17 protein-coding genes are annotated in these 22,514 nt (G+C 41.1%); 15 read left to right on the top strand and 2 right to left on the bottom strand.

Annotation, left to right across the window (positions count from 1 at the left end; genetic code table 11):
• Nucleotides 1-21: 21 nt before the first annotated feature.
• The 4 genes from metA (at nt 22) to Q7O90_RS08215 (ending at nt 5,487) form a co-directional block, all read left to right on the top strand.
• Entirely contained in the window at nt 22-2,283 is a 2,262-nt protein-coding gene (metA, locus tag Q7O90_RS02175; RefSeq protein ID WP_304126894.1) for a homoserine O-acetyltransferase MetA, read from the top strand.
• 256 nt (nt 2,284-2,539) lie between these two features.
• Nucleotides 2,540-4,321 (top strand): DUF438 domain-containing protein, encoded by a 1,782-nt coding sequence (locus Q7O90_RS02170; protein WP_304126891.1) that lies wholly within the window; start codon nt 2,540-2,542, stop codon nt 4,319-4,321.
• A gap of 95 nt (nt 4,322-4,416) precedes the next feature.
• The gene (locus tag Q7O90_RS02165; protein ID WP_304126889.1) at nt 4,417-5,064 is read left to right on the top strand and encodes a C40 family peptidase; all 648 of its coding nucleotides are present in this window, start codon (nt 4,417-4,419) and stop codon (nt 5,062-5,064) included.
• Nucleotides 5,065-5,079: 15 nt separating this feature from the next.
• Complete coding sequence (locus Q7O90_RS08215; protein WP_442929227.1) at nt 5,080-5,487, top strand: DUF2752 domain-containing protein; 408 nt, start codon at nt 5,080-5,082, stop codon at nt 5,485-5,487.
• A gap of 132 nt (nt 5,488-5,619) precedes the next feature.
• Here the strand turns inward: Q7O90_RS08215 and Q7O90_RS02160 are convergent, their stop codons facing one another.
• The gene (locus Q7O90_RS02160; RefSeq protein ID WP_304126886.1) at nt 5,620-6,807 is read right to left on the bottom strand and encodes an iron-containing alcohol dehydrogenase; all 1,188 of its coding nucleotides are present in this window, start codon (nt 6,805-6,807) and stop codon (nt 5,620-5,622) included.
• A 312-nt stretch (nt 6,808-7,119) separates the two neighbouring features.
• Between Q7O90_RS02160 and nrdD the strand changes: the two genes are divergently transcribed.
• From nrdD to cls, 4 genes are all read left to right on the top strand, one after another.
• Entirely contained in the window at nt 7,120-9,291 is a 2,172-nt protein-coding gene (nrdD, locus tag Q7O90_RS02155) for an anaerobic ribonucleoside-triphosphate reductase (RefSeq protein ID WP_304126883.1), read from the top strand.
• Nucleotides 9,292-9,318: 27 nt separating this feature from the next.
• Entirely contained in the window at nt 9,319-10,050 is a 732-nt protein-coding gene (locus Q7O90_RS02150) for a M48 family metallopeptidase (protein WP_304126881.1), read from the top strand.
• Between the two features lie 89 nt (nt 10,051-10,139).
• Nucleotides 10,140-10,661, top strand: coding sequence for an anaerobic ribonucleoside-triphosphate reductase activating protein (nrdG, locus tag Q7O90_RS02145; RefSeq protein ID WP_304126879.1), 522 nt, complete (start codon nt 10,140-10,142; stop codon nt 10,659-10,661).
• A 19-nt stretch (nt 10,662-10,680) separates the two neighbouring features.
• The gene (gene cls / locus Q7O90_RS02140) at nt 10,681-12,252 is read left to right on the top strand and encodes a cardiolipin synthase (protein ID WP_304126878.1); all 1,572 of its coding nucleotides are present in this window, start codon (nt 10,681-10,683) and stop codon (nt 12,250-12,252) included.
• 116 nt (nt 12,253-12,368) lie between these two features.
• On the opposite strand, the gene pepT is transcribed toward cls, so the two are convergent.
• Nucleotides 12,369-13,586 carry a peptidase T gene (gene pepT / locus Q7O90_RS02135; RefSeq protein ID WP_304126877.1) on the bottom strand — a complete coding sequence of 406 codons (1,218 nt, stop codon included), beginning with the start codon at nt 13,584-13,586 and terminating at the stop codon, nt 12,369-12,371.
• A gap of 320 nt (nt 13,587-13,906) precedes the next feature.
• Between pepT and Q7O90_RS02130 the strand changes: the two genes are divergently transcribed.
• From Q7O90_RS02130 to Q7O90_RS02100, 7 genes are all read left to right on the top strand, one after another.
• Nucleotides 13,907-14,824 (top strand): YitT family protein, encoded by a 918-nt coding sequence (locus Q7O90_RS02130; RefSeq protein WP_304126875.1) that lies wholly within the window; start codon nt 13,907-13,909, stop codon nt 14,822-14,824.
• 8 nt (nt 14,825-14,832) lie between these two features.
• The gene (locus Q7O90_RS02125) at nt 14,833-15,516 is read left to right on the top strand and encodes a helix-turn-helix transcriptional regulator (RefSeq protein WP_106056493.1); all 684 of its coding nucleotides are present in this window, start codon (nt 14,833-14,835) and stop codon (nt 15,514-15,516) included.
• A gap of 303 nt (nt 15,517-15,819) precedes the next feature.
• Nucleotides 15,820-17,490, top strand: coding sequence for a formate--tetrahydrofolate ligase (locus Q7O90_RS02120; protein WP_304126872.1), 1,671 nt, complete (start codon nt 15,820-15,822; stop codon nt 17,488-17,490).
• Nucleotides 17,491-17,618: 128 nt separating this feature from the next.
• Complete coding sequence (locus Q7O90_RS02115; protein ID WP_304126870.1) at nt 17,619-19,409, top strand: aminopeptidase P family N-terminal domain-containing protein; 1,791 nt, start codon at nt 17,619-17,621, stop codon at nt 19,407-19,409.
• A gap of 155 nt (nt 19,410-19,564) precedes the next feature.
• On the top strand, nt 19,565-20,299 hold the full coding sequence (locus tag Q7O90_RS02110) for a response regulator transcription factor (RefSeq protein ID WP_304126868.1): 735 nt from the start codon (nt 19,565-19,567) through the stop codon (nt 20,297-20,299).
• Between the two features lie 22 nt (nt 20,300-20,321).
• Nucleotides 20,322-21,623, top strand: a complete 1,302-nt coding sequence (locus tag Q7O90_RS02105) for a sensor histidine kinase (RefSeq protein ID WP_304126866.1) — start codon at nt 20,322-20,324, stop codon at nt 21,621-21,623.
• A gap of 216 nt (nt 21,624-21,839) precedes the next feature.
• Nucleotides 21,840-22,511, top strand: coding sequence for an ATP-binding cassette domain-containing protein (locus Q7O90_RS02100; RefSeq protein WP_304126863.1), 672 nt, complete (start codon nt 21,840-21,842; stop codon nt 22,509-22,511).
• The last annotated feature ends 3 nt before the right edge of the window (nt 22,512-22,514 follow it).

The raw sequence follows: 22,514 nt of genomic DNA, 5'->3' as shown, positions 1-22,514 counted from the left end.
GGGTTTTGGGAGGAGAATAAAATGCCAATTAAAGTACCAAATAATTTACCAGCGATAGAGACGCTTACTAATGAAAACGTGTTCGTAATGACGGATACGCGTGCTATGACGCAGGATATGCGTCCGCTTCACATACTTCTTCTCAACCTCATGCCGACAAAGATTGACACTGAAACGCAGATTACGCGTATGCTCAGTAACACACCACTGCAGGTGGAACTCGAGCTTCTGCAGACTGCAACACATAAACCTCACGTTACTTCTCAGGAGCACATGCTGGCATTTTACAAGACGTTCAGCGACGTAAAGAATGAATATTACGATGGAATGATTATCACAGGCGCTCCGATAGAGCTCCTTGAGTTCGAGGAGGTCAATTACTGGGAAGAACTCTGTGAGATAATGGAATGGTCGAAAACTCATGTTCACAGTACTTTCCACATATGCTGGGGAGCTCAGGCAGGGCTTTACTATCACTATGGCATAAACAAGAAAAGACTTCCTAAGAAGCTATCAGGAGTATTCAAGCATACACTTAAAACTAAACGCAGCATGCTATTTAGAGGGTTTGATGATGAATTTTATGTTCCCCAATCCAGGAATACAACTGTAGATGAGGAGGACATCGATAATACTCCAGGAATTACTGTTCTTTCCACTTCAGAAGAAGGCGGTGTTTTCTGCGTTAAGTCAGATAATGATAGACAGATTTTCGTTACCGGGCACACTGAGTATGATTGGAATACACTCCTTAAGGAGTATGTAAGAGACAAGGAAGCAGGTCTTAATCCGGAGATTCCTGCAAATTATTTCCCTGATGATGACGATTCGAAAAAACCTGTGGTTCGCTGGAGATCATCCGGGAGCCTGCTGTTCTCAAATTGGTTGAACTATTTTGTATATCAGTCAACTCCGTACGATATAAAACTCATCCATAATGAGGACCTTGCACCTGCGCTTAGAAACAACTCTGAACTCACAGTAGCGAAGTTTGGAGGATCGTCACTTGCTACAGCTGAGCGTATCAGGAACGCCGCAGAAGTAGTCCGTCAAAATAAAGCACGACGCTATGTAGTTGTTTCGGCTCCAGGTGTCCACGATAACGAAAAGGTAAAGATTACAGATCTTCTGATTTCTGCTCACGAAAACCCAGATGAATTCGATACCAAGATGACTCAGGCTCGAAATCGATTCAAGAACCTTGCAATTGGACTAGGTTCAGAGATTAATATCGATGAAATCTTTGATAAGATAATTGAAAAGTATAAGGATTCTAGGTGCCGAGATTATCTCATCAGCAGAGGGGAGTTCATAACTGCCCAGCTTATGGCTGAACAGCTTCAGTATGATTTTGTAGACACAGCTGAAGTTATTAAGTTTGATGACACGGGGAAACTGCTTGATGATGCGACGAGAACTAACATCGAGAAGCTTATTAAAAATCATAAGAGAATAGTATTTCCTGGATTCTATGGTTCAAATGAAACAGGGGAAGTTGTGACCTTCTCGAGAGGTGGATCAGACATCACTGGCGCGATTATAGCATCAGCGGCAAAGGCTGATCTATATGAGAATTGGACAGACGTGCCTGGACTACTGATGGCGGATCCTCGCATTGTGAAACATCCACTCAGTGTTCCTGTAATTATATACAAAGAACTTAGGGAGCTTGCGCTCAGAGGCGCTGAAGTTCTCCACGAAGATGCCGTTAGACCTGTGAGCCAGTGCGGAATTCCAATCAATATTAAGAGTACATTAGAGCCAGAAAAGCCTGGCACTCTCATAGTTAAGAATGCTGACTCATACGAGAACCGCCTTGAAATTTCCAGTATAACCGGTAAGAAGGGGTATTCTTCAATTCTTATCGAGCGAGAGAAACTGAATGATGATGCGAAGTATCGCGAAAGAATACAGAGCATTCTCGACGAGTTCAACATCACAGTTGAAAGTGAGCAGCTTGGGCTCGACTCATTCTCGGTCATCGTCGGTTCAGAAAGTGTAGCTAACTGTGAGGAAGCGCTAACGGAGAAGCTAAGAAGCGCAACTGATGCTGATGAGATCACTATCTCCACGGGTATTGCAGCGATAGCTGTAGTTGGGAGGAATATTTCAGGAGAAGTTTCTGTTGCAATGAAGATATTTGAAGCATTATCCAGTGCTCATGTTAATGTAAGGTTCATCGATCATGCACCAGAGCGTATCAGCGTGCAAGTAGGTGTATCGGAATCCGATTATCAGAGAGCTATTAGAGCTATATACAATGCCTTCGTTGTGAAAGCATAATGCGAAGAAAATTAGATGCTTAACTAAATCGTTATCTGAAGTGAATGAACTTCAGATAACGGTTGGAAAGCGTCTTTTTTTGCTGTTATCAAGAATTTTTTTCTAAATAACAATAAATTGTAACATCTGTTACGGAGATTAGATGCATTTAATGTATAATGTATATACAATAAAAAGTAAATTAAACACAGTATGACGGCCGCAACATCGGCGGATTATGAAAAAAGATAAGATTAATTTAAAGGAGGAAATAGACATGGCTGAAAAAGTATTAGATATGAAGAAAAATGTACACGATCTGGCTACAGAATACCCAGAGGTGATAGATATCATGATTGAGCTTGGATTCAAGGACATCTCGAATCCGGTTGCTCTTAATACTATGGGAAGGGTGATGACAATTCCAAAGGGCTCACAGATTAAGGGAATAGACCTGGATTCAATTGTATCTCTGTTTGAAGAAAAGGGATTTGAGGTTATAAATGTTCCTGAGCTAAAGAAGAAGGAAGCAGCTAAAACCCCTGAGGTTAAAGAAGAATCTTCAAAGCCAGCATTCGATATCAGCAGGCTTAATATTCCTGATTTTGCAAAGGCTTACATCAGAGAAGACGGAACTGTGGATGTAGATAAAGTACCTGATTTCGTCAAGAACTTTCTAGATGCTGATGGAAGAATCGATCCAAGCAAGCTACCATCTTTTACATCAGGTAGTGATGCGAAGCGTGAAGAAGTACCTGCATCCGAGGAAACTAACAAGCCTAAGAATGCTAGTGAGAGAGAGGTTCTGCTTCGCAGCTACATAGAGAGACTTACTAAGGGCGAAGATCTTGAAACGGTAAGAAAAGAGTTCGTCCAGAACTTCAAAGAAGTCGATGCTCTTGAGATTGCTAATGCGGAGCAGCATCTGATAAAAAGTGGAGTGCCTTACCAAGAGGTTCAGAAGCTTTGTGATGTGCATTCTGCACTATTCCACGGTTCAACTAAGCAGGAAAAGATTATGAATGCTGAGAAAGCCGTTGCAGCATCAAAAGAAGCTGCTCAGAGAAGAATGAATGGCGCAAATGATCGAAAAGCGGCGGAAATTAAGGCTCAGACGCTTATCGCTGAACCTGGACATCCGTTAAATGTGCTGACTCTCGAGAACGAGGGAATTGCTGAACAGATTGCAGTAATTAACAAGCTATTTGAGGAAGGTGCGGACCGTTCTGTAATTACAGATGAACTAAATAAACTTCGTGATGTCTCTATTCACTATGCAAAGAAAGGCGACATAATCTACACGATACTTAAGAGCAGATACGATGTAACAGGCCCATCTGATGTAATGTGGACAGTCGATGATGAAATCAGAGATGAACTAAGACGTGTAACTGACGGAACACTACCTGACGAAGAGTGGCTTGAGAGATCCAAGGCAGTTGTTAAGAGAGCAGATGAAATGCTCTTCAAAGAGGCCAATATCCTCTTTCCAATCTGCGTACAGTTCTTCAAGGATGAGGAGTGGGAGGAAGTTGGTCGTGACCTCAAGGAGTACGATTTCTGCCTGCTTAAGGAAGAGCCAGCAGAGTGGGAGAAGGCATCGAAGGAAGATTATACGCATAGAGCCGCAAAAGAAGGTAAGAACGGAGCTGCTGGAAATGACGAAGTTATCTTTGCACTAGGTCATATGACTCCATACCAGCTGGAGGCTATGCTCAACACTATTCCGCTCGAATTGACGTTCGTTGACCATGTAGACATGAACAGATACTACAATGATAACGGTGAGAAGAAGCTCTTCAAGAGGCCTATCAGTTCGCTCGATAGAGAGGTGTATACTTGCCACCCACCAACGATTGAACCTATGGTTCGCAGCATCATATCTTCGTTCAAATCAGGTGCGCAAGACAAGGTAGAGGTATGGATGAATAAAGGCGGAAGCGATGTCCTCGTGAGCTACAGGGCTGTTCGAGACGCGAATGGTGAATATGTAGGAACTCTTGAATGCGTTCAGGTGATGGACGAAATCATGGAACACTACAAGGAGAAGTTCCAGTAAGAATTTATATAAAAACTACACATGCCATACCGTACATTTTATGATAATATAGTATCCACTATATTATTTAGAACAGAAGGATTGGAAAAGCACGTATGGTATCAAAGCTAAGAACAGCTTTTAAGAATATTAAGGTGATAGTCGTTACTGAATTGCTACTCATGGTAGTGATGGTATCGACTATTGTCGTTAAAGCAGATGCTATAAATGACCGACGTGTTGTGACTACGTATCTAAACCTGGCCACTCTCAAGACAATTAGCTCTGATAATAAATCAAGCGAATCGACTGGGATGAAGGCGACAATCACTAATGCTGAGACTGAGAGGAATATCAAGGTGTCAGAGGAAAAGCGGGCGAGTGTAATTTCATTTGCAAGGCAGTTTATCGGTAAGCCGTATGTGCTCGGTGGAAAGAGCCTCACTAACGGATGTGATTGTGCTTCATTCATAACACTGGTATATAAGGAGTATGGTTACAACTGGAAGATGGGTTCGGTTAATACGCTCTATGATAATTGCGGTGGTACACTTGTGTCAGTAGATGATATGAAGCCAGGGGATATAATTTTCTTTGGCAGAGGTACTAGGAGACTTCACGTTGCAATGTATGCGGGAAATGGCCGCGTTGTACACGCTATGGATCCAGCACATGATATTTGTGAGATTGATCTCTATAAGCCAGGTACTAAGACTACCTATAGCGGCAAGAGTATATTGGCAGTTAAGAGGATAATTAACTAGAATTTTACCAAGTGCATGAAGTCAGGGCTAAATATGAAACCATTGGATGATGATCAGGGGTGCAATTTTCTGCAATATTTAATAAGAAAAACTGCTCCATTTGTGGTTTTAGGATTCGTGTATTATATTTGGCTAAGGATGACGCACTTGTACATCCCTTGCATCTTTAGATCAATAACCGGTTATAGGTGTCCTTGCTGTGGTATGACAACGATGTGCGTAAGTATACTGAGGTTCAGGTTTATCGACGCTTTCTATGCCAATCCGTTCATCTTCACAACTATCCCATTTATACTGTTTGAGATAGTGTATAATGTGTATTTGAGCTATGCAGAAAAGCGCATGCCACTGTGGAACAAAATCCTGATCGGAGTTTACTGCTCTGCGCTATTAATCTTCGCAATTATAAGAGACTTCATGTAAAAGGCCCTGCATCTGAACGTGAGTGCGGCGATTTAACGTGAGAGGACGGATGGTAGAGACCGCAGAATCATAAAGCAATATAAATGCGCCCCATACGGGGCGCATTTTTGCGCATCTTTTTCTGTTAGTTCCCTACTTGGTATCATAAGCCATTCTGTAGATTTCTTTGAAGTCGTTTCTGTACAGAACCTTTGCAGCACCTACTTTGCCGCCAACAGCTTTCTCGCATTTCTCAGCAAGCTCATCTATAACTTCATCTGTTAGCTCAAATCCAAAATCCTTCAGAGATATAGGCATACCAATACTTTTAAAGAAGTCCTCGGTTCTCGCTATGCCTTCGAGTGCGACTTCACGGTCATCACCAGAATCCTCAACATTCCATACATTTGTAGCAAATTTCTTGAATCTAGGTGGACAATCATTTAGAACGTATCTAGCCCAGCTTCCCCAGATTGCTGCTAGCCCCGCACCATGTGCTACGTCGAACATGCCACTAATCTCATGTTCAATTCGGTGCGTAGCGAAATCGTCACCACCATTACCGCATCCTGTAAGACCATTATGAGACAAACTTCCAGCCCACATCACTTCTGCACGAGCTTCGTAGTTCTTCGGATCTTCTACTAGTATCAATGCATTTTTTATTACTGTACGGAGCAGTGCTTCGGCAATCCCGTCGGTCAATTCCATATTTTCTGCTGACGTAAAATATCTTTCCATCGTATGCATCATGATATCTGTGCAGCCGCATGCTGTCTGGTAGTCTGGAAGAGTCATCGTCAGCTCTGGGTTTAGTATAGCGAATTTAGGTCTAACCATATTGTTGCTATAGCCACGCTTGATGCCCCCGTCTTCGTTAGTGATTACAGAAGAATTGCTCATCTCGCTACCTGCAGCAGCGATTGTGAGTACAACCCCTACCGGAAGGGCGGACTCTGGAGTTCTCTTTCTATCATATAGATCCCAGACATCGAAATCAGATACTGCGCCGTATGCGATTGCCTTCGCAGAGTCTATTACGCTGCCACCACCAACAGCGAGTATGAAATCTACACCTTCAGATTTCGCAAGTTCGATGCCTTCATAAACGAGAGACAGCCTTGGATTAGCGACCACGCCTCCAAGTTCTACGTAATCTATCCCCGCTTTATCTAGCGAAGATTTGATTTTGCCGAGCAGACCGGTGCGAATCACGCTACCACTTCCATAGTGAAGGAGAACACGTTTACATTTTGATGATTTGAGTAGAGAGCTCACCTCGGATTCAGTTCCTTTGCCAAAAACAATGTGCGTAGGTGCATACCAATCGAAGTTATTCATAATATGTATTACCTCCATATATGGCACAATATCTTGTGCTCGTATGTGCAAATGAAGTGCAAAAAATATGCATAAATTTTTTTTCGTATTTTAGTAAATACTAGCACAGAAGGCTTGAAACTTCTACCTTGCAGGCATAAAATTGTATAAAATAATATGGCATAAAACTGATTGACTAACCCCACTATATGGGATATAATGACAGGGCGTCAAACAAGATATTGTGTTTGTCGCTAAAAAGTGTATTAATTAATTTTAAGAGAATTAACTCACATAAATCAATATGTTCGGGTATTCGGTTAAGGAGAGACAATGAATGTTATCAAGAGAAATGGCTCAGAAGTAACTTTTGACAAAGCCAAGATTGAAAATGCAATCATCAAAGCAAATAATTCCGTTGAAGAAGCAGTTCGACTTACACCTATTCAGATCAAAAGAATCACTGACAGCGTAATTCTATCCTGTGAAGACCTTGGTCGTTCACCTGCAGTAGAAGAAATTCAGGATATGGTGGAAGAGCATATCATGCAGCACGGAGCGTATGAGGTTGCAAAGGCATATATTACATACAGATATACAAGATCCCTCGTTCGTCAATCCAACACAACAGACGACAAGATTCTTTCGCTTATCGAGCTTAACAACGAGGAAGCTAAGCAGGAGAACTCCAATAAGAATCCTATTATCAACTCCACTCAGAGAGACTACATGGCTGGAGAGGTAAGTAAGGACCTCACTAGAAGAATCCTTCTTCCAGAGGAAATCTCTGCTGCCCACGATGCTGGAATCATCCATTTCCACGATTCCGACTACTTCGCACAGAAGGAGCATAACTGTGACCTTATCGACCTAGAGGATATGCTGCAGAACGGAACTGTAATCAGCGAGACACTTATTGAGAAGCCACATAGCTTCTATACAGCATGTAACATCACAACGCAGATTATCGCTCAGGTTGCTTCTAATCAGTACGGCGGACAGTCTTTCTCACTAGCGCATCTAGCTCCGTTTGTTGATGTAAGCAGACAGAAAATCAGAACTAAGGTTGAGAAGGAGTTCAAGGACGCAGGTATCGAGACAACGCAGGAAGCGCTAAATAAGGTTGTTGAAGATAGACTAAGAGACGAGATTAAGAGTGGTATACAGACTATCCAGTACCAGCTCATCACACTGATGACTTGTAACGGACAGGCTCCATTCGTAACTATGTTCATGCACCTTGAGGAGGCTCCAGAGGGAAGAACTAGAGATGACCTAGCTCTCTGCATCGAAGAGGTTCTTAAGCAGAGAATGCAGGGCGTTAAGAACGAGAAGGGTGTATGGATTACACCAGCATTCCCTAAGCTAATCTACGTTCTTGATGATTGCAACATCAGAGAGGATGCCCCTTACTGGCACCTGACAGAGATCGCTGCAGAGTGCACATCTAAGAGACTCGTTCCTGACTACATCTCGGCTAAGGTTATGAGAGAGCTCAAGAAGGGTAACGTGTACACTTGCATGGGATGCAGATCATTCCTAACAGTTGAAGAGTCACAGAAGAACGCTGATGGAAGCTACAAGTTCTACGGAAGATTCAACCAGGGTGTTGTAACAATCAATCTAGTTGACGTAGCTTGCTCATCGTATGGAAACATGGACAAGTTCTGGGAAATTCTCGATGAGAGACTTGAGCTTTGCCACCGCGCACTAAGACTTCGTCACGAGAGACTACTCGGAACACCCTCAGACGTTGCACCTATCCTTTGGCAGTACGGAGCGATTGCTAGACTCAAGAAAGGTGAGACAATTGATAAACTGCTTTATAACGGATATTCGACTATCTCTCTAGGATATGCTGGACTTTGCGAGATGTGTTACCGCATGGTAGGCAAGAGCCATACAACTGATGAGGGTAGAGAATTTGCACTAAAGGTTATGCAGAGACTCAACGACAAGTGTGCTGAATGGAAGGCTGCTGAGAATATCAGCTACTCCGTATATGGTACACCGATGGAATCAACAACTTATAAGTTCGCTAAGGCGCTACAGAGAAGATTTGGGGTAATCCCTCACGTTACAGACAAGAACTACATAACTAACAGCTATCATGTTCATGTTGAAGAGGAAATCGATGCATTCCAGAAGCTGAAGTTTGAATCAGATTTCCAGAAGCTATCTCCAGGTGGAGCTATTAGCTATGTTGAAGTTCCTAACATGCAGAATAACATCCCGGCTATACTTGAGGTTATGAAATATATTCATGAGAATATCATGTATGCTGAACTCAATACGAAGAGCGACTTCTGTGAAGAGTGCGGATACAATGGTGAGATTAAAATCGTTGAAGATGCTGAAGGCAAGCTTGTATGGGAGTGCCCTAACTGCGGAAATCGCAATCAGGACAAGATGTCTGTAGCGAGAAGGACTTGCGGATACATCGGAACACAGTTCTGGAATCAGGGAAGAACTCAGGAAATCAAGGATAGAGTTCTACACCTATAAGAGAAAATTAATATGAGGAGACGACATTTGAGAAGCAAGAAGTGTAGTGAGGTTCACGCTCTAAATGTAGATGGAGAAACTTTAATCTACACCTTAGAACGCAAGAATGTGAGAAATATCAACTTGCGAATCAGACCTGATGCTTCGATATACGTCTCAGCACCTCATAGAGTGCCCTTAGCTGAGATTGAAAAATTCATGATCAGCAAGGGCTATTTTATTATCAATGCACTTAAGCGAACTAGAGCTGCCAAGGCAGACAGATCGAGGTATGATGACGGAGATAAAGCTTATTTCTTAGGCAGACCACTCGAGGTGAAGTTATCGCAAGGGCCGAGAGTTAATTTCTATATAGATGGTGATTTCCTTTTTATCCAGATGCCAGAACCAACCAATGTTTCTGCTCGCATAGAGTTAGTGAAACGGTGGTATAGAAGGCAGGCAAGCGATGTATTTATGAGTGCTTTGCATGATGTGTATGATGAATTTAGATTCGTTTATCAGATCCCATTCCCACATGCAACTATCAGACCTATGAAATCAAGATGGGGATCTTGCCGCCCTGATTTAGGCAAGATAACTCTAAATCTTCTGCTTGTGACTGCATCATATGAGGATCTGAGATACGTAGTGGTGCACGAGTTAGCTCATTTTATTGAGGCGAATCATTCGAAAGCATTTTGGGATGTTGTAGGACGATTTGAACCGAATTATAAGGAGAGGAGACAGAGCCTTCGTAAACTCCCAACTAGGTGGTAGGAATCCGAACAGAGTATGATTTTTAAGGCTTATAATAATACTGGTTATACGATATAATTGTATTAACAAAATGAAGAGAGAGTAAGAAAGTGTATTACGGAGAGATTAAAGATTGTGATATAGCCAATGGAATTGGTGTAAGAGTCAGTCTGTTCGTGTCAGGCTGTACAAATAGATGTCCTGGCTGTTTCCAGCCGCAGACATGGGACTTTAATTACGGACAAGAATTCACCAAGGAGACTGAAGACAGGATTATTGAGATGCTTAAGCCTAATTATATAACAGGTCTTACAGTTCTTGGGGGAGAGCCGTTCGAACCAGAAAACCAGGTTGCACTTGTGCCGTTTCTTAAACGTGTGAAAGAGAGGTATCCTGACAAAACGATTTGGTCATTTTCTGGATTTGTGCTCGAAGATCTCATGAGAGAGGGAACGCACTGCCACACAGAAGTGACTATGGATATGCTTAATATGATTGATGTGCTAATCGACGGTAGGTTCGAGCAAGAGCTTAAGAACATTCAGCTGAGATTTAGAGGATCAGAAAATCAAAGGCTGATAGATATGAATAAGACTAGAAAAGAGGGAAAGGTTGTGCTCTGGGACGAATAATGTATAGGGGGCTAGCAGCATGAGTGTTTCAAAGACATTTGCAACATATGAGAAAAAGGAGCAGGTCAAAAATAGCATTGGGCGTTTGATGATAGCTGTCATAGCAATCGCAGCTGAAGTGCTGTTTATTGCTATGCTCATAAGTAGCTTAAATGAAAAATACACCATACTAGCCACAATTTTCCGAATCATCGCTCTAGCTATCGTCATAGCCATCTCGACAAAATCTGCGAGTGCATCTGTTAAGCTGCCGTGGGTGGTTCTCATTATGCTTAATCCAATCATAGGAGTTACAATATATTTTATGGTTGGATTTTCTGGATCGACTCGAAAGATGAGGATGAGGTTTCTAAATGTTGATAATGAGTTGTTCCCGCTCCTTAGTGGTGACAAAGAGGTTCTAGAGGAGATAGGAGATAGGGATCTAGGCGTTGCTAATATTTTTAGATATATCTCTCATAAAGCCTTATTCCCCGCTTATAGCGATTCAAACATAGAGTTCTACGGGGAGGCTAGAGCAGCGCTTGCCGCACAGAAAGAAGCCATGAGGAAGGCGGAGCATTTCATATTCATGGAATATCACGCTATCGAAGATTCCGCGGCATTTGCTGGAATAAAGGAAATTCTAGCAGAAAAGGCAGCAGAAGGTGTTGAGGTTAGAATCATTTACGACGATGTCGGGAGTGTTGGGTTTATCGATAGTAGCTTTATAAAACGTCTTAATGATTTAGGTATTAAATGCAGGGTATTCAACCCGGTTGTACCGATTGCCAATGTTTTTCTGAACAACCGTGATCACCGCAAGATTACGGTTGTAGATGGGAAGATTGGGTTTACAGGTGGATACAATCTTGCAAACGAGTATTTTAAGTTAACCAGACCATATGGGGATTGGAAAGATTCTGGTGTGCGGATTGAAGGAAATGCTGTGCATAATCTAACTGTGATGTTTCTGGAAATTTGGAATGCAACTAAGACTCGCGATACAAAAGACGTTAGCTACTTAAAATACATGCCGACTGTTAAACTGGAGAACCAGGAGGAAGGCAGCTTTATTCAGCCTTATGGGGATACCCCGCTTGATCATGAGCATGTTGGGGAAAACGTCTATCTCAATATTATAAACAACGCCGATGAGTATGTGTGGTTTATGACTCCTTATCTCATTATCACAGATGAGATGAATAAGGCGTTGACACTTGCTGCGTCGAGAGGGGTTGATGTAAGACTAATTACGCCAGGAATTCCAGATAAACGTGCTACCTATGCTGTGACAAGGTCGTATTATTCGAGGCTTGTAAGAGACGGGGTTAGGATTTATGAGTACACTCCGGGTTTCTGCCATGCAAAACAATGCGTCGCTGATGATGAGATAGCTACTTGCGGAACAATTAATCTTGATTACAGAAGTTTCTTTCACCACTTTGAAAATGGTGTATTGATGTATAACTGCAGAGCTGTCTATGATATAAAGGCAGATTTTGATGAAACTTTTACAAAATGTGTAGAAGTGACAGATAGATATGTAGATGGAAAGAAATCTTTAAATATATTTAGACAAATTCTGAGGCTCTTCGCTGTACTGATGTAGAATGTCTAGATGCAATTAAAAGCGGTTAGGTAAACTCGATATGCGCTCTTAAACTAGTGTCATATCAATCCTAACCGCTTTTACTAATACAAGCACAGTGTCTGAATCATTCAGATCTATGCTTCCTTTACAAATTCATTTATGAGAGCCTTTATAACCTCTACACCGGTCTCCATGCCCTCTACAGTTATATGCTCATAAGGACCGTGGAATGCGTGTCCACCAGTACCGAGGTTTGGACAAGGTAGACCCATGAAGCTGAGGTTAGCACCATCTGTGCCACCTCTTACTGGAATAACTAGCGGATCAACACCCGCTGCTTTACAAGCGTTCTTGGCGTTTTCAATAGCATCTGGGCACTTTTCAAGAACTTCAGCCATATTTCTATACTGTTCCTTAATCTCGAGTCTTACAGTTCCATCTCCGTATTTCTCGTTAAGAAACTTTTCGGCCATTTTCATTGTATCCTGCCTGTTTGTGAACTTAGATGCATCATGATCTCTGATGATATACGTCATATTCGCATCACTTACAGTTCCGTTTACCGATATTAGGTGATAGAAGCCTTCGTGGTCTTCGGTCCGCTCAGGACGTTCAGCAGCAGGGAGCAAGGAATCAAATTCCATTGCAACGAGTGAAGCGTTAATCATAACATCCTTCGCTGAACCAGGATGAACATTTTCACCTTTTACATAAATCTTTGCCGTGGCAGCATTGAAGGTTTCATATTGAACTTCACCCTCTGTTGAACCGTCTAGCGTATATCCGTATTTTGCATCAAATCTTGCAACATCGAAGTGTACGGTACCTCTGCCAATTTCCTCATCAGGCGTAAATGCTATTGAGATAGGACCATGTTCGAATTCATTTATGTGTTCAACTACGGTCATAATCTCGGCAATTCCAGCTTTATCATCAGCACCGAGCACCGTCGTTCCGTCTGTAGTTATCAAGGTGCGTCCTTTGAGGTCCTTAAGATGAGGGAAAACCTCCGGGTCAAGGACAAGTCCGCTGTCGCCGAGTTTAACCACTCCTCCGTCATAATTCTCTATAATCTGTGGATTTGCATCGTGATCACAATAGTCGCTCACTGTATCCATATGTGAGCAAAAACCAATCGCTGTTACATGTTCTTTTCCTGGGGTAGCCGGTATGTGTCCGTACACGTAACAATATTCATCACATGCCGCATCTTCGACACCTAGTTCTTTGAGCTCCTCAACTAATGCGTGTGCCAGTGAAAATTGGCACTGGCTTGAAGGGGATGTTTCGCTATTTTCGTCACTTGGGGTGCGATACGAAACGTATTTTAATAATCTTTCATGTGCTTTCATCGAAGGCCTCCTTATGAAACCGAATCAAAACGTAAATAATATAATCTATATTATCACAGACGCGATATTGTTCCAAATATTTAGATACCTATGAGGTCGACAAAAGGGTAACAAGTTGACAATAAGAATACAAATATAATAAAAATTTCACCTAGAATATTCCTTGAAATCTTGACAATTTCCGCTATCTGATGATATATTATTTTACTGTACGTAGTTATTTTTTTAGACTATTTACAAAGATTATGCTTTAAGTTTTGGCGAGTTTTAGACTAAAGAAAGGGTTGCGAGTGACCTATAGGTGCTCGACAAGGTGGATTATGAGAAATGCTTCCAAGGTGGGACTAGAAGTACTTCAAATGGTTGTCGGAAATGCATTAAGCGCCTTTGCTATTGCTTGTTTTGCTTTACCATATGGGATGGTAGTTTCAGGCTTAGCAGGTGTTGGCCGCATGACCAATTATTATTTTGGTCTTAGCGTGTCAGGAACGGTTCTTGTGATTAACGTCATACTTTTTATAATTGGAACATGGGCTCTTGGAAAAAAGTTTGCAGCGTCTATCGTACTAGGAACAGTTTTATTTCCGGTATTTTTGGGAATATTTCAGAAGGCTACGGTGCTTCATCATCTTGTTGACGATCCGCTGCTAGCAGCTATCTGTGCTGGTGTTATCGATGGAATAGGGCTTGGGCTAATCCTAAGGGTTGGTGGATCAACAGGTGGAATAGACGTGCCACCACTAATTCTAAATAGAAAATTTGGTGTTAAAGTTGCACCGATTATGTATGCCATTGACTTTGCAATCTTCATGATGCAGATTCCGGTAACGAAGACTAACGGAGTAATCCTAGGAATTCTATACGCGCTGATTTATAGCGTGTGCATGAACAAGATGATACTGCTCGGGCAAGGTGGTGTACAGCTCATGATTTTCACAAAGAAAATCAAAGAAATCAACGAGAAGATACTACAGCTAGGGTTTGGTACGACAATCATGCATGCAACAGGTGGATATCTGCAGTCTGAACAGGACTTGGTGTACTGTGTAGTTGGTAGTAGAAATCTCAATAAAGTAAAGCAGGCAGCTCTTGCAATAGATGAAAATGCATTTATCACTATAACTAATGTTAGTGAAGTAAATGGAAATGGATTTACTACATGGTTTAGTGATGAGGATTATGTGCCTAAGGTTGCAGAGCGTCGTCAAGGAATTGATCTTACGCAAAAAGAGGAGTGAAACAAGATATGACTCAGGAAGAACGTTTAGATATATTAGCACAGGTTGCTTCTGGAATCGCTAAGCTTATGGGTAGCGATACAGAAGTTGTACTCCATGATCTTACTAAAAGAGAAATAGTGTTCATGCATAACAACAATATCACCGGTAGAGAGAGAAGCTATAGGATTAACCCCGGTGTATATGATGTTATCAATAATCTTGCTGATGGTGAGGGACACCTCATCGGTTATGCGAGCAAGTCAGCACATGGCAAGAAGCTTCGCGCATCTCACTTCATGTTTATGGATGAAGAAAACAATCCAGCAGCTATGATTTGTATAAATCAGGATCCATCAAAAGTTCAGGATATTATCAACTACCTTAGCGAATCTATTAAGATTCATGATGTTGAGGAGCCAACTGCGGATGATTCGGTATATTCTATAAATGACGAAGATTATATTCAGAATGTGATGAAGGATACTATAATTAAGTCGATAAAACAGTTTGATCCTAACCAAATTAATACTAAGGAAGGTAAGATTAAGCTATTGACTAAATTCAAGTTTCAGGGCTTATTCTCTGTAAAGGAAGCTGTTCCGTTTATCTGCGAAACTTTATCTATATCTCAAGCAACTCTTTATAATTACTTACGTGAGATAAGGGATGAAGAAGGCCGCGAACCATATAACGAACTCAAGCTAAGATAATTTGGCATCATGCACTTTGTAATTAAGTTATATATGCACTTTTAATTATTTAGAATTTCATGAATAAGATTTGGGCAATCGGAGACAATCCGGTTGCTTTTTTATATAGAAAATCGAACTAGAAATAAGTGCTCATAACAAATTATTTATAAAAAATATGTTTATAAGCGATAAAATCATTAAATAATATAATCGTACCTAATAATGTTGTATGGGAATATGAACATGAAGTATAATGACCATATATCTATATATTTAGATATTTGCTTTTGACACATATTGTTATATTTGTGGAGGAATGTTATGAAGAAAGATGTTGAAATTGCTCAGGAAGCGAAAATGCTTCCAATCACAGAAGTTGCAAAAGTGCTCGATATCCCGAGCGATGAACTTGAGCAATATGGAAAATACAAAGCTAAGCTTTCATATTCTTATATTAAGGAGAACATGAATAGGGAAGATGGCAAACTAGTGCTAGTTACAGCTATAAATCCTACTCCGGCAGGAGAAGGTAAGACGACCACTAACGTGGGGCTTTCTATGGCACTTAGCAGGCTTGGTAAAAAGACTGTTACAACTCTTCGCGAACCTTCATTAGGACCTTGCTTCGGAGTTAAGGGAGGTGCAGCAGGGGGTGGTTATTCCCAGGTAGTTCCTATGGATGATATCAATCTGCATTTTACAGGTGACTTCCATGCTATTACGTCCGCTCACAGTCTGCTTGCAGCGTTACTTGATAATCATATTCACCAGGGCAATAAACTCGGAATAGTTACGAAGAGAATTGTATGGAAGCGCGTTGTTGACATGAACGATCGTGCTCTTCGTAATATCGTTATAGGGCTTGGAGGCAAGGGTGATGGCGTAACACGTGAGAACGGATTTGATATCACGGTGGCTTCTGAAATCATGGCCATACTTTGCCTTGCTACTGATCTTGATGATCTCAAGGAAAGATTGTCAAAGATGGTTGTTGCTTACAACTACGAAGGAGAAGCTGTTACGGCTGGCGACTTAGAAGCTACAGGTGCTATGGCACTACTACTCAAGGATGCCATTAAGCCTAACCTGGTTCAGACGCTAGATAACACGCCGGCATTCATTCACGGTGGACCGTTTGCAAATATCGCTCATGGCTGCAACTCTGTAGTAGCAACAAAGACTGCGCTAAAACTCGGTGACTATGTGATCACTGAAGCTGGATTTGGAGCAGATCTAGGTGCAGAAAAGTTCTTTGATATCAAGTGCAGATACGCTGGGTTAAAGCCTGACTGTGTAGTAATAGTGGCTACAGTGCGTGCTCTCAAGATGAACGGTGGCGTGGCTAAGGATAATCTCGCTGAAGAAAATTTAGATGCACTGAGAGCTGGTTCTTCTAACCTCATAAGACACATAGAGAACGTAGCAAAGTTCGGAGTGCCATCAGTAGTAGCAATCAATAGATTCCCAACTGATACAGATGCTGAACTAGAGCTTCTCGATAAGATCTGTGAGGAGTATGGGGTAAAGGTTGTTCTGTCTGAAGTCTTCGCAAAGGGCGCTGAAGGTGGAATGGATCTCGCTGAAGAAGTAATTAGGATCTGTGAAGAGGGTAAGGCGGACTTTAAGCCATTATATGATCTCGATTTATCAATTGAGGAGAAGATGGAAAAGATAGCGAAGGAAATTTACCGTGCAGATGGGGTTGATTTCACACCAGCAGCTAAAAAGCAGATTAAGGAGCTCACAAAGCTAGGATATGACAAGCTACCAATCTGCGTTGCAAAGACCCAGTATTCATTCTCAGACGATGCAACGCTGCTAGGTGCACCAACAGGATTTACCATCACTGTTAGAGAACTAAGAGTATCAGCAGGGGCAGGGTTTATCGTAGCGCTTACTGGCTCAATAATGACAATGCCAGGGCTCCCTAAGGTGCCGGCTGCAAACGGTATGGATATCCTGTCCGACGGAACTATAATTGGCTTATCATAAGAAATAGTATTATTATGCACCAGATTATGGAGTTAGGCTTTTTGCCACACGTATCTGGTGCTATAATCAATTTAGGATATTATTATTAAATATAATTATTTAATTGTTCATTCGAAAGGAGACTTTAAATGAATGTAATTCAGGAGAGACTCACTGCACTCCGTTCTAAGATGCAGGAGCACGATATTAATTATTACGTTGTTCCAACAGCTGATTTTCATCAGTCAGAGTATGTTGGTGAGCACTTCAAGGCAAGGAAGTTCATAACAGGATTCTCTGGTTCTGCAGGTGTTGCAGTAGTAGGGTTAGACGGAGCTTGGCTATGGGTTGATGGAAGATATTTCCTTCAGGCTGGTGAGCAGCTTCAGGGTACAACTGTTGAGCTCATGAAGATGGGTGAGCCTGGAGTTCCAACACTAGATGCATTTATAAATAGCAACCTTAAGAAAGGTGAGAAAATCGGATTTGATGGAAGAGTTGTATCCATGGATGAAGGACAGCTATATGATGAAATTGCTAAGAAGCACGAAGGATGCATCGAGTATAGCGTTGACCTAATCGATGAGATCTGGACAGACAGACCACCGCTCTCCGAAAAGCCGGCATTTGATCTCGATGTTAAATATACTGGAAAGACCGTTGCTGAAAAGCTTGCTGATATCCGTGAGAAGATGGTAGAAGCTGAGGCAGATATGCACGTTGTTACAACGCTTGACGATATCTGCTGGACTCTGAATATCCGTGGAGATGATATCGACTTCTTCCCACTAGTTCTATCGTATGCACTGATGGATGAGAAGTCATACCATTTATATATTGACGAGCGTAAGCTGGATGACGATATAAAGGCCCGCTTTGCAGTTGATGGGGTAGTTATCCACCCATACAACGATATTTACGAGGATATCAAGAAGATTCCTGCAGATACTAGGCTTATGCTTGATGCATCCAAGGTTAATTATGCACTATTCTGCAACATCGCTGATTCTGTTAAGAAGATTGACGTGATGAATCCAGAGATGGTATTTAAGAATGTAAAGAATCCTGTTGAGCTAGAGAACATAAGAAAAGCTCAGATTAAGGACAGCATTGCACATCTACGTCTTATGAAGTGGCTAAAGGAAAATGTCGGCAAGATTGAGATGACCGAACTAAGCGTTGCTAATAAGCTCGACGAGTTCCGTGCTGAGCTCGGAAACTTCATCCGTCCAAGCTTCGAGCCAATTTCATCATATGGAGCTCATGCTGCGATAGTTCACTACGCACCATCTCCTGAGACAGACATTCCAGTGCTACCTAAGGGACTCCACCTAACAGATACAGGAGCAGGATTCTATGAGGGTTCAACTGATATCACAAGAACTTATGTTGTGGGTGAGATTACAGACCAGATGAAGAAGGATTTCACTCTAGTTGCTATCAGTAACCTATCTCTTGCTAATGCCAAGTTCCTTTACGGCTGTAACGGTGTAATTCTAGATGCTTATGCAAGAAAGCCATTCTGGGATCGCCATCTAAACTTCAATCATGGAACTGGTCATGGTGTAGGATACCTTCTAAATATTCACGAGGGACCTGCTAGCTTCCGCTGGGTATATAGAAAGGGCAACCAGTGTGTAATCGATGAGGGTATGGTTATTACCGATGAGCCAGGAATATACATCGAAGGTTCTCACGGAGTTCGTCTTGAGAATGAGCTTCTCTGTGTGCTAGATGAAGTTAATGAATACGGTAAGTTCCTCAAGTTTGAGCCAATAACGCTAGTTCCATTTGACCTAGATGCTATTGATCCAGATTTCATGACACCTGAAGAGCGTAAGCAGCTTAATGACTACCATAAGCATGTATATGAGGTTATCGCTCCATACCTAGAAGAGGATGAGAGAGAGTACCTTGCTAAATATACAAGAGAGATTTAAGCACAATTAATATATCTTAGTATAGATAAAGTAAAGAGCGGCCCATCCAGTTTACTGGATGGGCCTTTTAATGATAAAATATGTGCAGATATTTTGACCTGAATACGTACACGAGTTGGATAGTAAGGGCTGAAGAGGTATTAGGAGTAAATCAAATGATTAATATATTCATTTTAGAAGATGAGATACTACAGCAATCACGAATCGACAATATAATCAGGGAAGCAATCGATCAGAAAGCTTTGAAGTGCAAAACTCCAGAAATTTTTAGCAGTCCGAAGCAGATGCTAGATAATATCTCAGAATTCGGTTCCCATCAACTGTTTTTCCTTGATATCGAGATTAAGGGAGAAGAACAGAAGGGACTGGATATTGCTAAGGAAATTCGTAGCCGAGATCCTAATGCGACGATCGTATTTGTAACAACGCATACAGAGTTTATGCCTGTTACGTTTAAATATAAAGTAGCTGCGCTGGACTTTATCGATAAAGCACTTGATGAAGAATCGTTTAAAGACCGTGTGTGCTCAGCTATCGAGTACACTATTTGTAAGGTTGGGACGAGCCTATCTGAGGACTCGTTCGCCATCGAAACATCCATGGCGCGTGTACAGGTACCGTTTAATAATATATTGTATTTCGAGACTTCTCCGATGATCCACAAAGTAATTCTGCATACTAAAGATGAACGCATGGAGTTTTATGGTAGCATCGCTGATGTTGAGAAGGCTGATAGTCGCCTCTACCGCTGCCATCGATCATTTGTAGTTAATCCTGATAATATAATTAAGATAGATAAGGAGAGCAAGATTGCTCTGTTTGAAAATGGAGAGAGCTGTCTGGTATCAAGGATGAAGTACAGAGGGCTTCTTGAAAAACTCGATTATTAGATATTAAGGTGTTTATAGAGATATGTTATTAACAATTTTTAGTACTGCGCTTAAGATACTCTTAACAATGCTTTTATACAGTCAGGTAAGTGAGAAAAAGTTTAAGCTGCACTGGTATATAGTGTTTCCGCTGGTTTACGTTGTGATTTTTATGTTATGCCCACCAGCTGGATACTTCGGATACTTTTTTATATTTGTAGCATACAGCTTTTTCGCTAATCCTCATGGCAATAAGCTATTTAACCTATTTATTGGGATTTATCCTATCGTTATATTAAGCTTGATCGGAAGACTACTTGCGTATCACTTATTCCCTCTAGTGGGAATCGCGGTTTATAACGAGGTAAATATTAGTATTTACGATTTATTGATTGATGCTCTCACATTCCCTTTCTACCTTCTAATCATTAAAACTCTAAAATTAGACTTTAACGATTTGAAAAAGGGGTTTGAGCGCAACTTCTTTAACCGTATGCTACTTGTCGTGGATGTATCAATGCTTGTATACATGCTTATTATTTCAGTCCTTGTGATTTTTAGTGAGAAAATATCGCATGCTGATTACTTGCGTGGTCATGTCAATGATATCTATATTCTGTTATTCTTCGTGATGCTACTTTATCTAAATTCAACCTCAAAGGAAAAGCTTAAGGAGGAGATCCTTAAACAAAAGGATATTCAGCTAAGCGAACTATCGAACTATAGTCATCACATAGAGAATTTATACGGTGAGATTCGCAGCTTTCGCCATGACTACATCAATATCCTTACCAGCATAAAAGTAGGTATTGACAATAAGGATATCGATGCAATTAAGAGCGTCTATGAAGGTGTTCTCGGGGACAGTGGTAAACAACTATATAACAGCAAGTTTGATATAGCAAAACTCTCTAATATAAAAAACGATGCCGTGAAAAGTGTACTTTCTGCAAAGCTTATTGAAGCACATAGTAGAGGTGTGGAGATTGCAATTGAGATAGAAGATGCTGTATATGACTTCAAGATAGATCTGCTAGACTTTATCAAAGTGATGTCAATTCTTTGTGATAATGCAATCGAAGCTAGCTTAGAGTCAGAATTGCCAAAGCTGACAGTTGCACTGATTATCGATGGTGAAGCTCTGATATTAGTGATTGAAAATTCGACCAAAGAGGATAAGGTGAATATCAGCCATATATTTGAAGAAGGTTACTCAAGTAAAGGCGAGGGAAGAGGGATTGGACTTCATAATGTCAGAGACATCCTTGCAAAGTATCCTTTTTCGTCCGTATCTACTCGAAGCGCAGATTATCTGTTCTCTCAGACGATTACATTTAGAAAATAACACACAAACAAATATATTTTCATACATGAAGCCTGGATACTAAATATCCAGGCTTTTGTGCGCCTTCGATTAGTCACCTTATTAAAGTATGAATGTAGGAGCGGATGATTAACCGTTAGCGACATTTTAAGTGCCGTTCTTGACAAACATGGTTTTATCAATTGGCTATGACCTATAATGTTGTCACAAAGCAAGAATAGAAGAACGGAGGCTCATATGTTTAAAGTAAAAGAGATAGAGAAATCGTTTAAAAATAAAGAAGTTTTAAAGGGTGTTACATTTGAGATTTCAGAAGGAGATAGAGTCGCATTGCTCGGAGGTAACGGTGCTGGCAAGAGCACTCTTCTTAAGATAATTGCTGGACAGATAGTGGCTAACTCAGGTGAAGTAGATACTAGCCTTGATTTTCAGACTGAAATAAGCATGATGCCACAAGCAGATATACTTATCGATGATTTGACAGTATTTGAAATTGTTAGTCTAAAGTGCAAGATGAATAAATTAAGCGATGCCTGTATTGAGGAACTACTCATGATGGTTGAACTTCAAGAACATCAGAAGCAGTATGTCGGAAGCTTATCTGGTGGACAGAAAAGACGTTTATCACTTTTACTGACGTTGCTTAATTCTCCTAAGCTTATTTTTTTAGATGAACCGACTACAGGAATGGACCTTGAATCGGTAGATAATTTTTGGAAGCTACTCGAGAATAAGAATTACACATCGGTAATTGTCACTCACGACTTCAATCAGATAGATCGTTTCTTTACGAAGGTGCTCATCTTGAAGGATGGAATAATAACTGCAAATGAATCAGTGGAGTCCATCCATGATTCTGGCAGGACAATAGAACAGTATTACCGTGAGAAAATCGAAATGGAGGACTAAAGC

Origin of the sequence: Mogibacterium diversum (assembly GCF_938028775.1) — a bacterium.
Classification (GTDB): Bacteria; Bacillota; Clostridia; order Peptostreptococcales; family Anaerovoracaceae; genus Mogibacterium; species Mogibacterium diversum_A.
This window is presented reverse-complemented; position numbering and strand designations above follow the sequence as displayed.

Bases quoted from the DNA above. Each gene is read 5' to 3' on its own strand.
- metA (WP_304126894.1), top strand. From the start codon at position 22: ATGCCAATTAAAGTACCAAATAATTTACCAGCGATAGAGACGCTTACT.
- Q7O90_RS02170 (WP_304126891.1), top strand. From the start codon at position 2,540: ATGGCTGAAAAAGTATTAGATATGAAGAAAAATGTACACGATCTGGCT.
- Q7O90_RS02165 (WP_304126889.1), top strand. From the start codon at position 4,417: ATGGTATCAAAGCTAAGAACAGCTTTTAAGAATATTAAGGTGATAGTC.
- Q7O90_RS08215 (WP_442929227.1), top strand. From the start codon at position 5,080: ATGAAGTCAGGGCTAAATATGAAACCATTGGATGATGATCAGGGGTGC.
- Q7O90_RS02160 (WP_304126886.1), bottom strand. From the start codon at position 6,807: ATGAATAACTTCGATTGGTATGCACCTACGCACATTGTTTTTGGCAAA.
- nrdD (WP_304126883.1), top strand. From the start codon at position 7,120: ATGAATGTTATCAAGAGAAATGGCTCAGAAGTAACTTTTGACAAAGCC.
- cls (WP_304126878.1), top strand. From the start codon at position 10,681: ATGAGTGTTTCAAAGACATTTGCAACATATGAGAAAAAGGAGCAGGTC.
- pepT (WP_304126877.1), bottom strand. From the start codon at position 13,586: ATGAAAGCACATGAAAGATTATTAAAATACGTTTCGTATCGCACCCCA.
- Q7O90_RS02130 (WP_304126875.1), top strand. From the start codon at position 13,907: ATGAGAAATGCTTCCAAGGTGGGACTAGAAGTACTTCAAATGGTTGTC.
- Q7O90_RS02125 (WP_106056493.1), top strand. From the start codon at position 14,833: ATGACTCAGGAAGAACGTTTAGATATATTAGCACAGGTTGCTTCTGGA.
- Q7O90_RS02120 (WP_304126872.1), top strand. From the start codon at position 15,820: ATGAAGAAAGATGTTGAAATTGCTCAGGAAGCGAAAATGCTTCCAATC.
- Q7O90_RS02115 (WP_304126870.1), top strand. From the start codon at position 17,619: ATGAATGTAATTCAGGAGAGACTCACTGCACTCCGTTCTAAGATGCAG.
- Q7O90_RS02110 (WP_304126868.1), top strand. From the start codon at position 19,565: ATGATTAATATATTCATTTTAGAAGATGAGATACTACAGCAATCACGA.
- Q7O90_RS02105 (WP_304126866.1), top strand. From the start codon at position 20,322: ATGTTATTAACAATTTTTAGTACTGCGCTTAAGATACTCTTAACAATG.
- Q7O90_RS02100 (WP_304126863.1), top strand. From the start codon at position 21,840: ATGTTTAAAGTAAAAGAGATAGAGAAATCGTTTAAAAATAAAGAAGTT.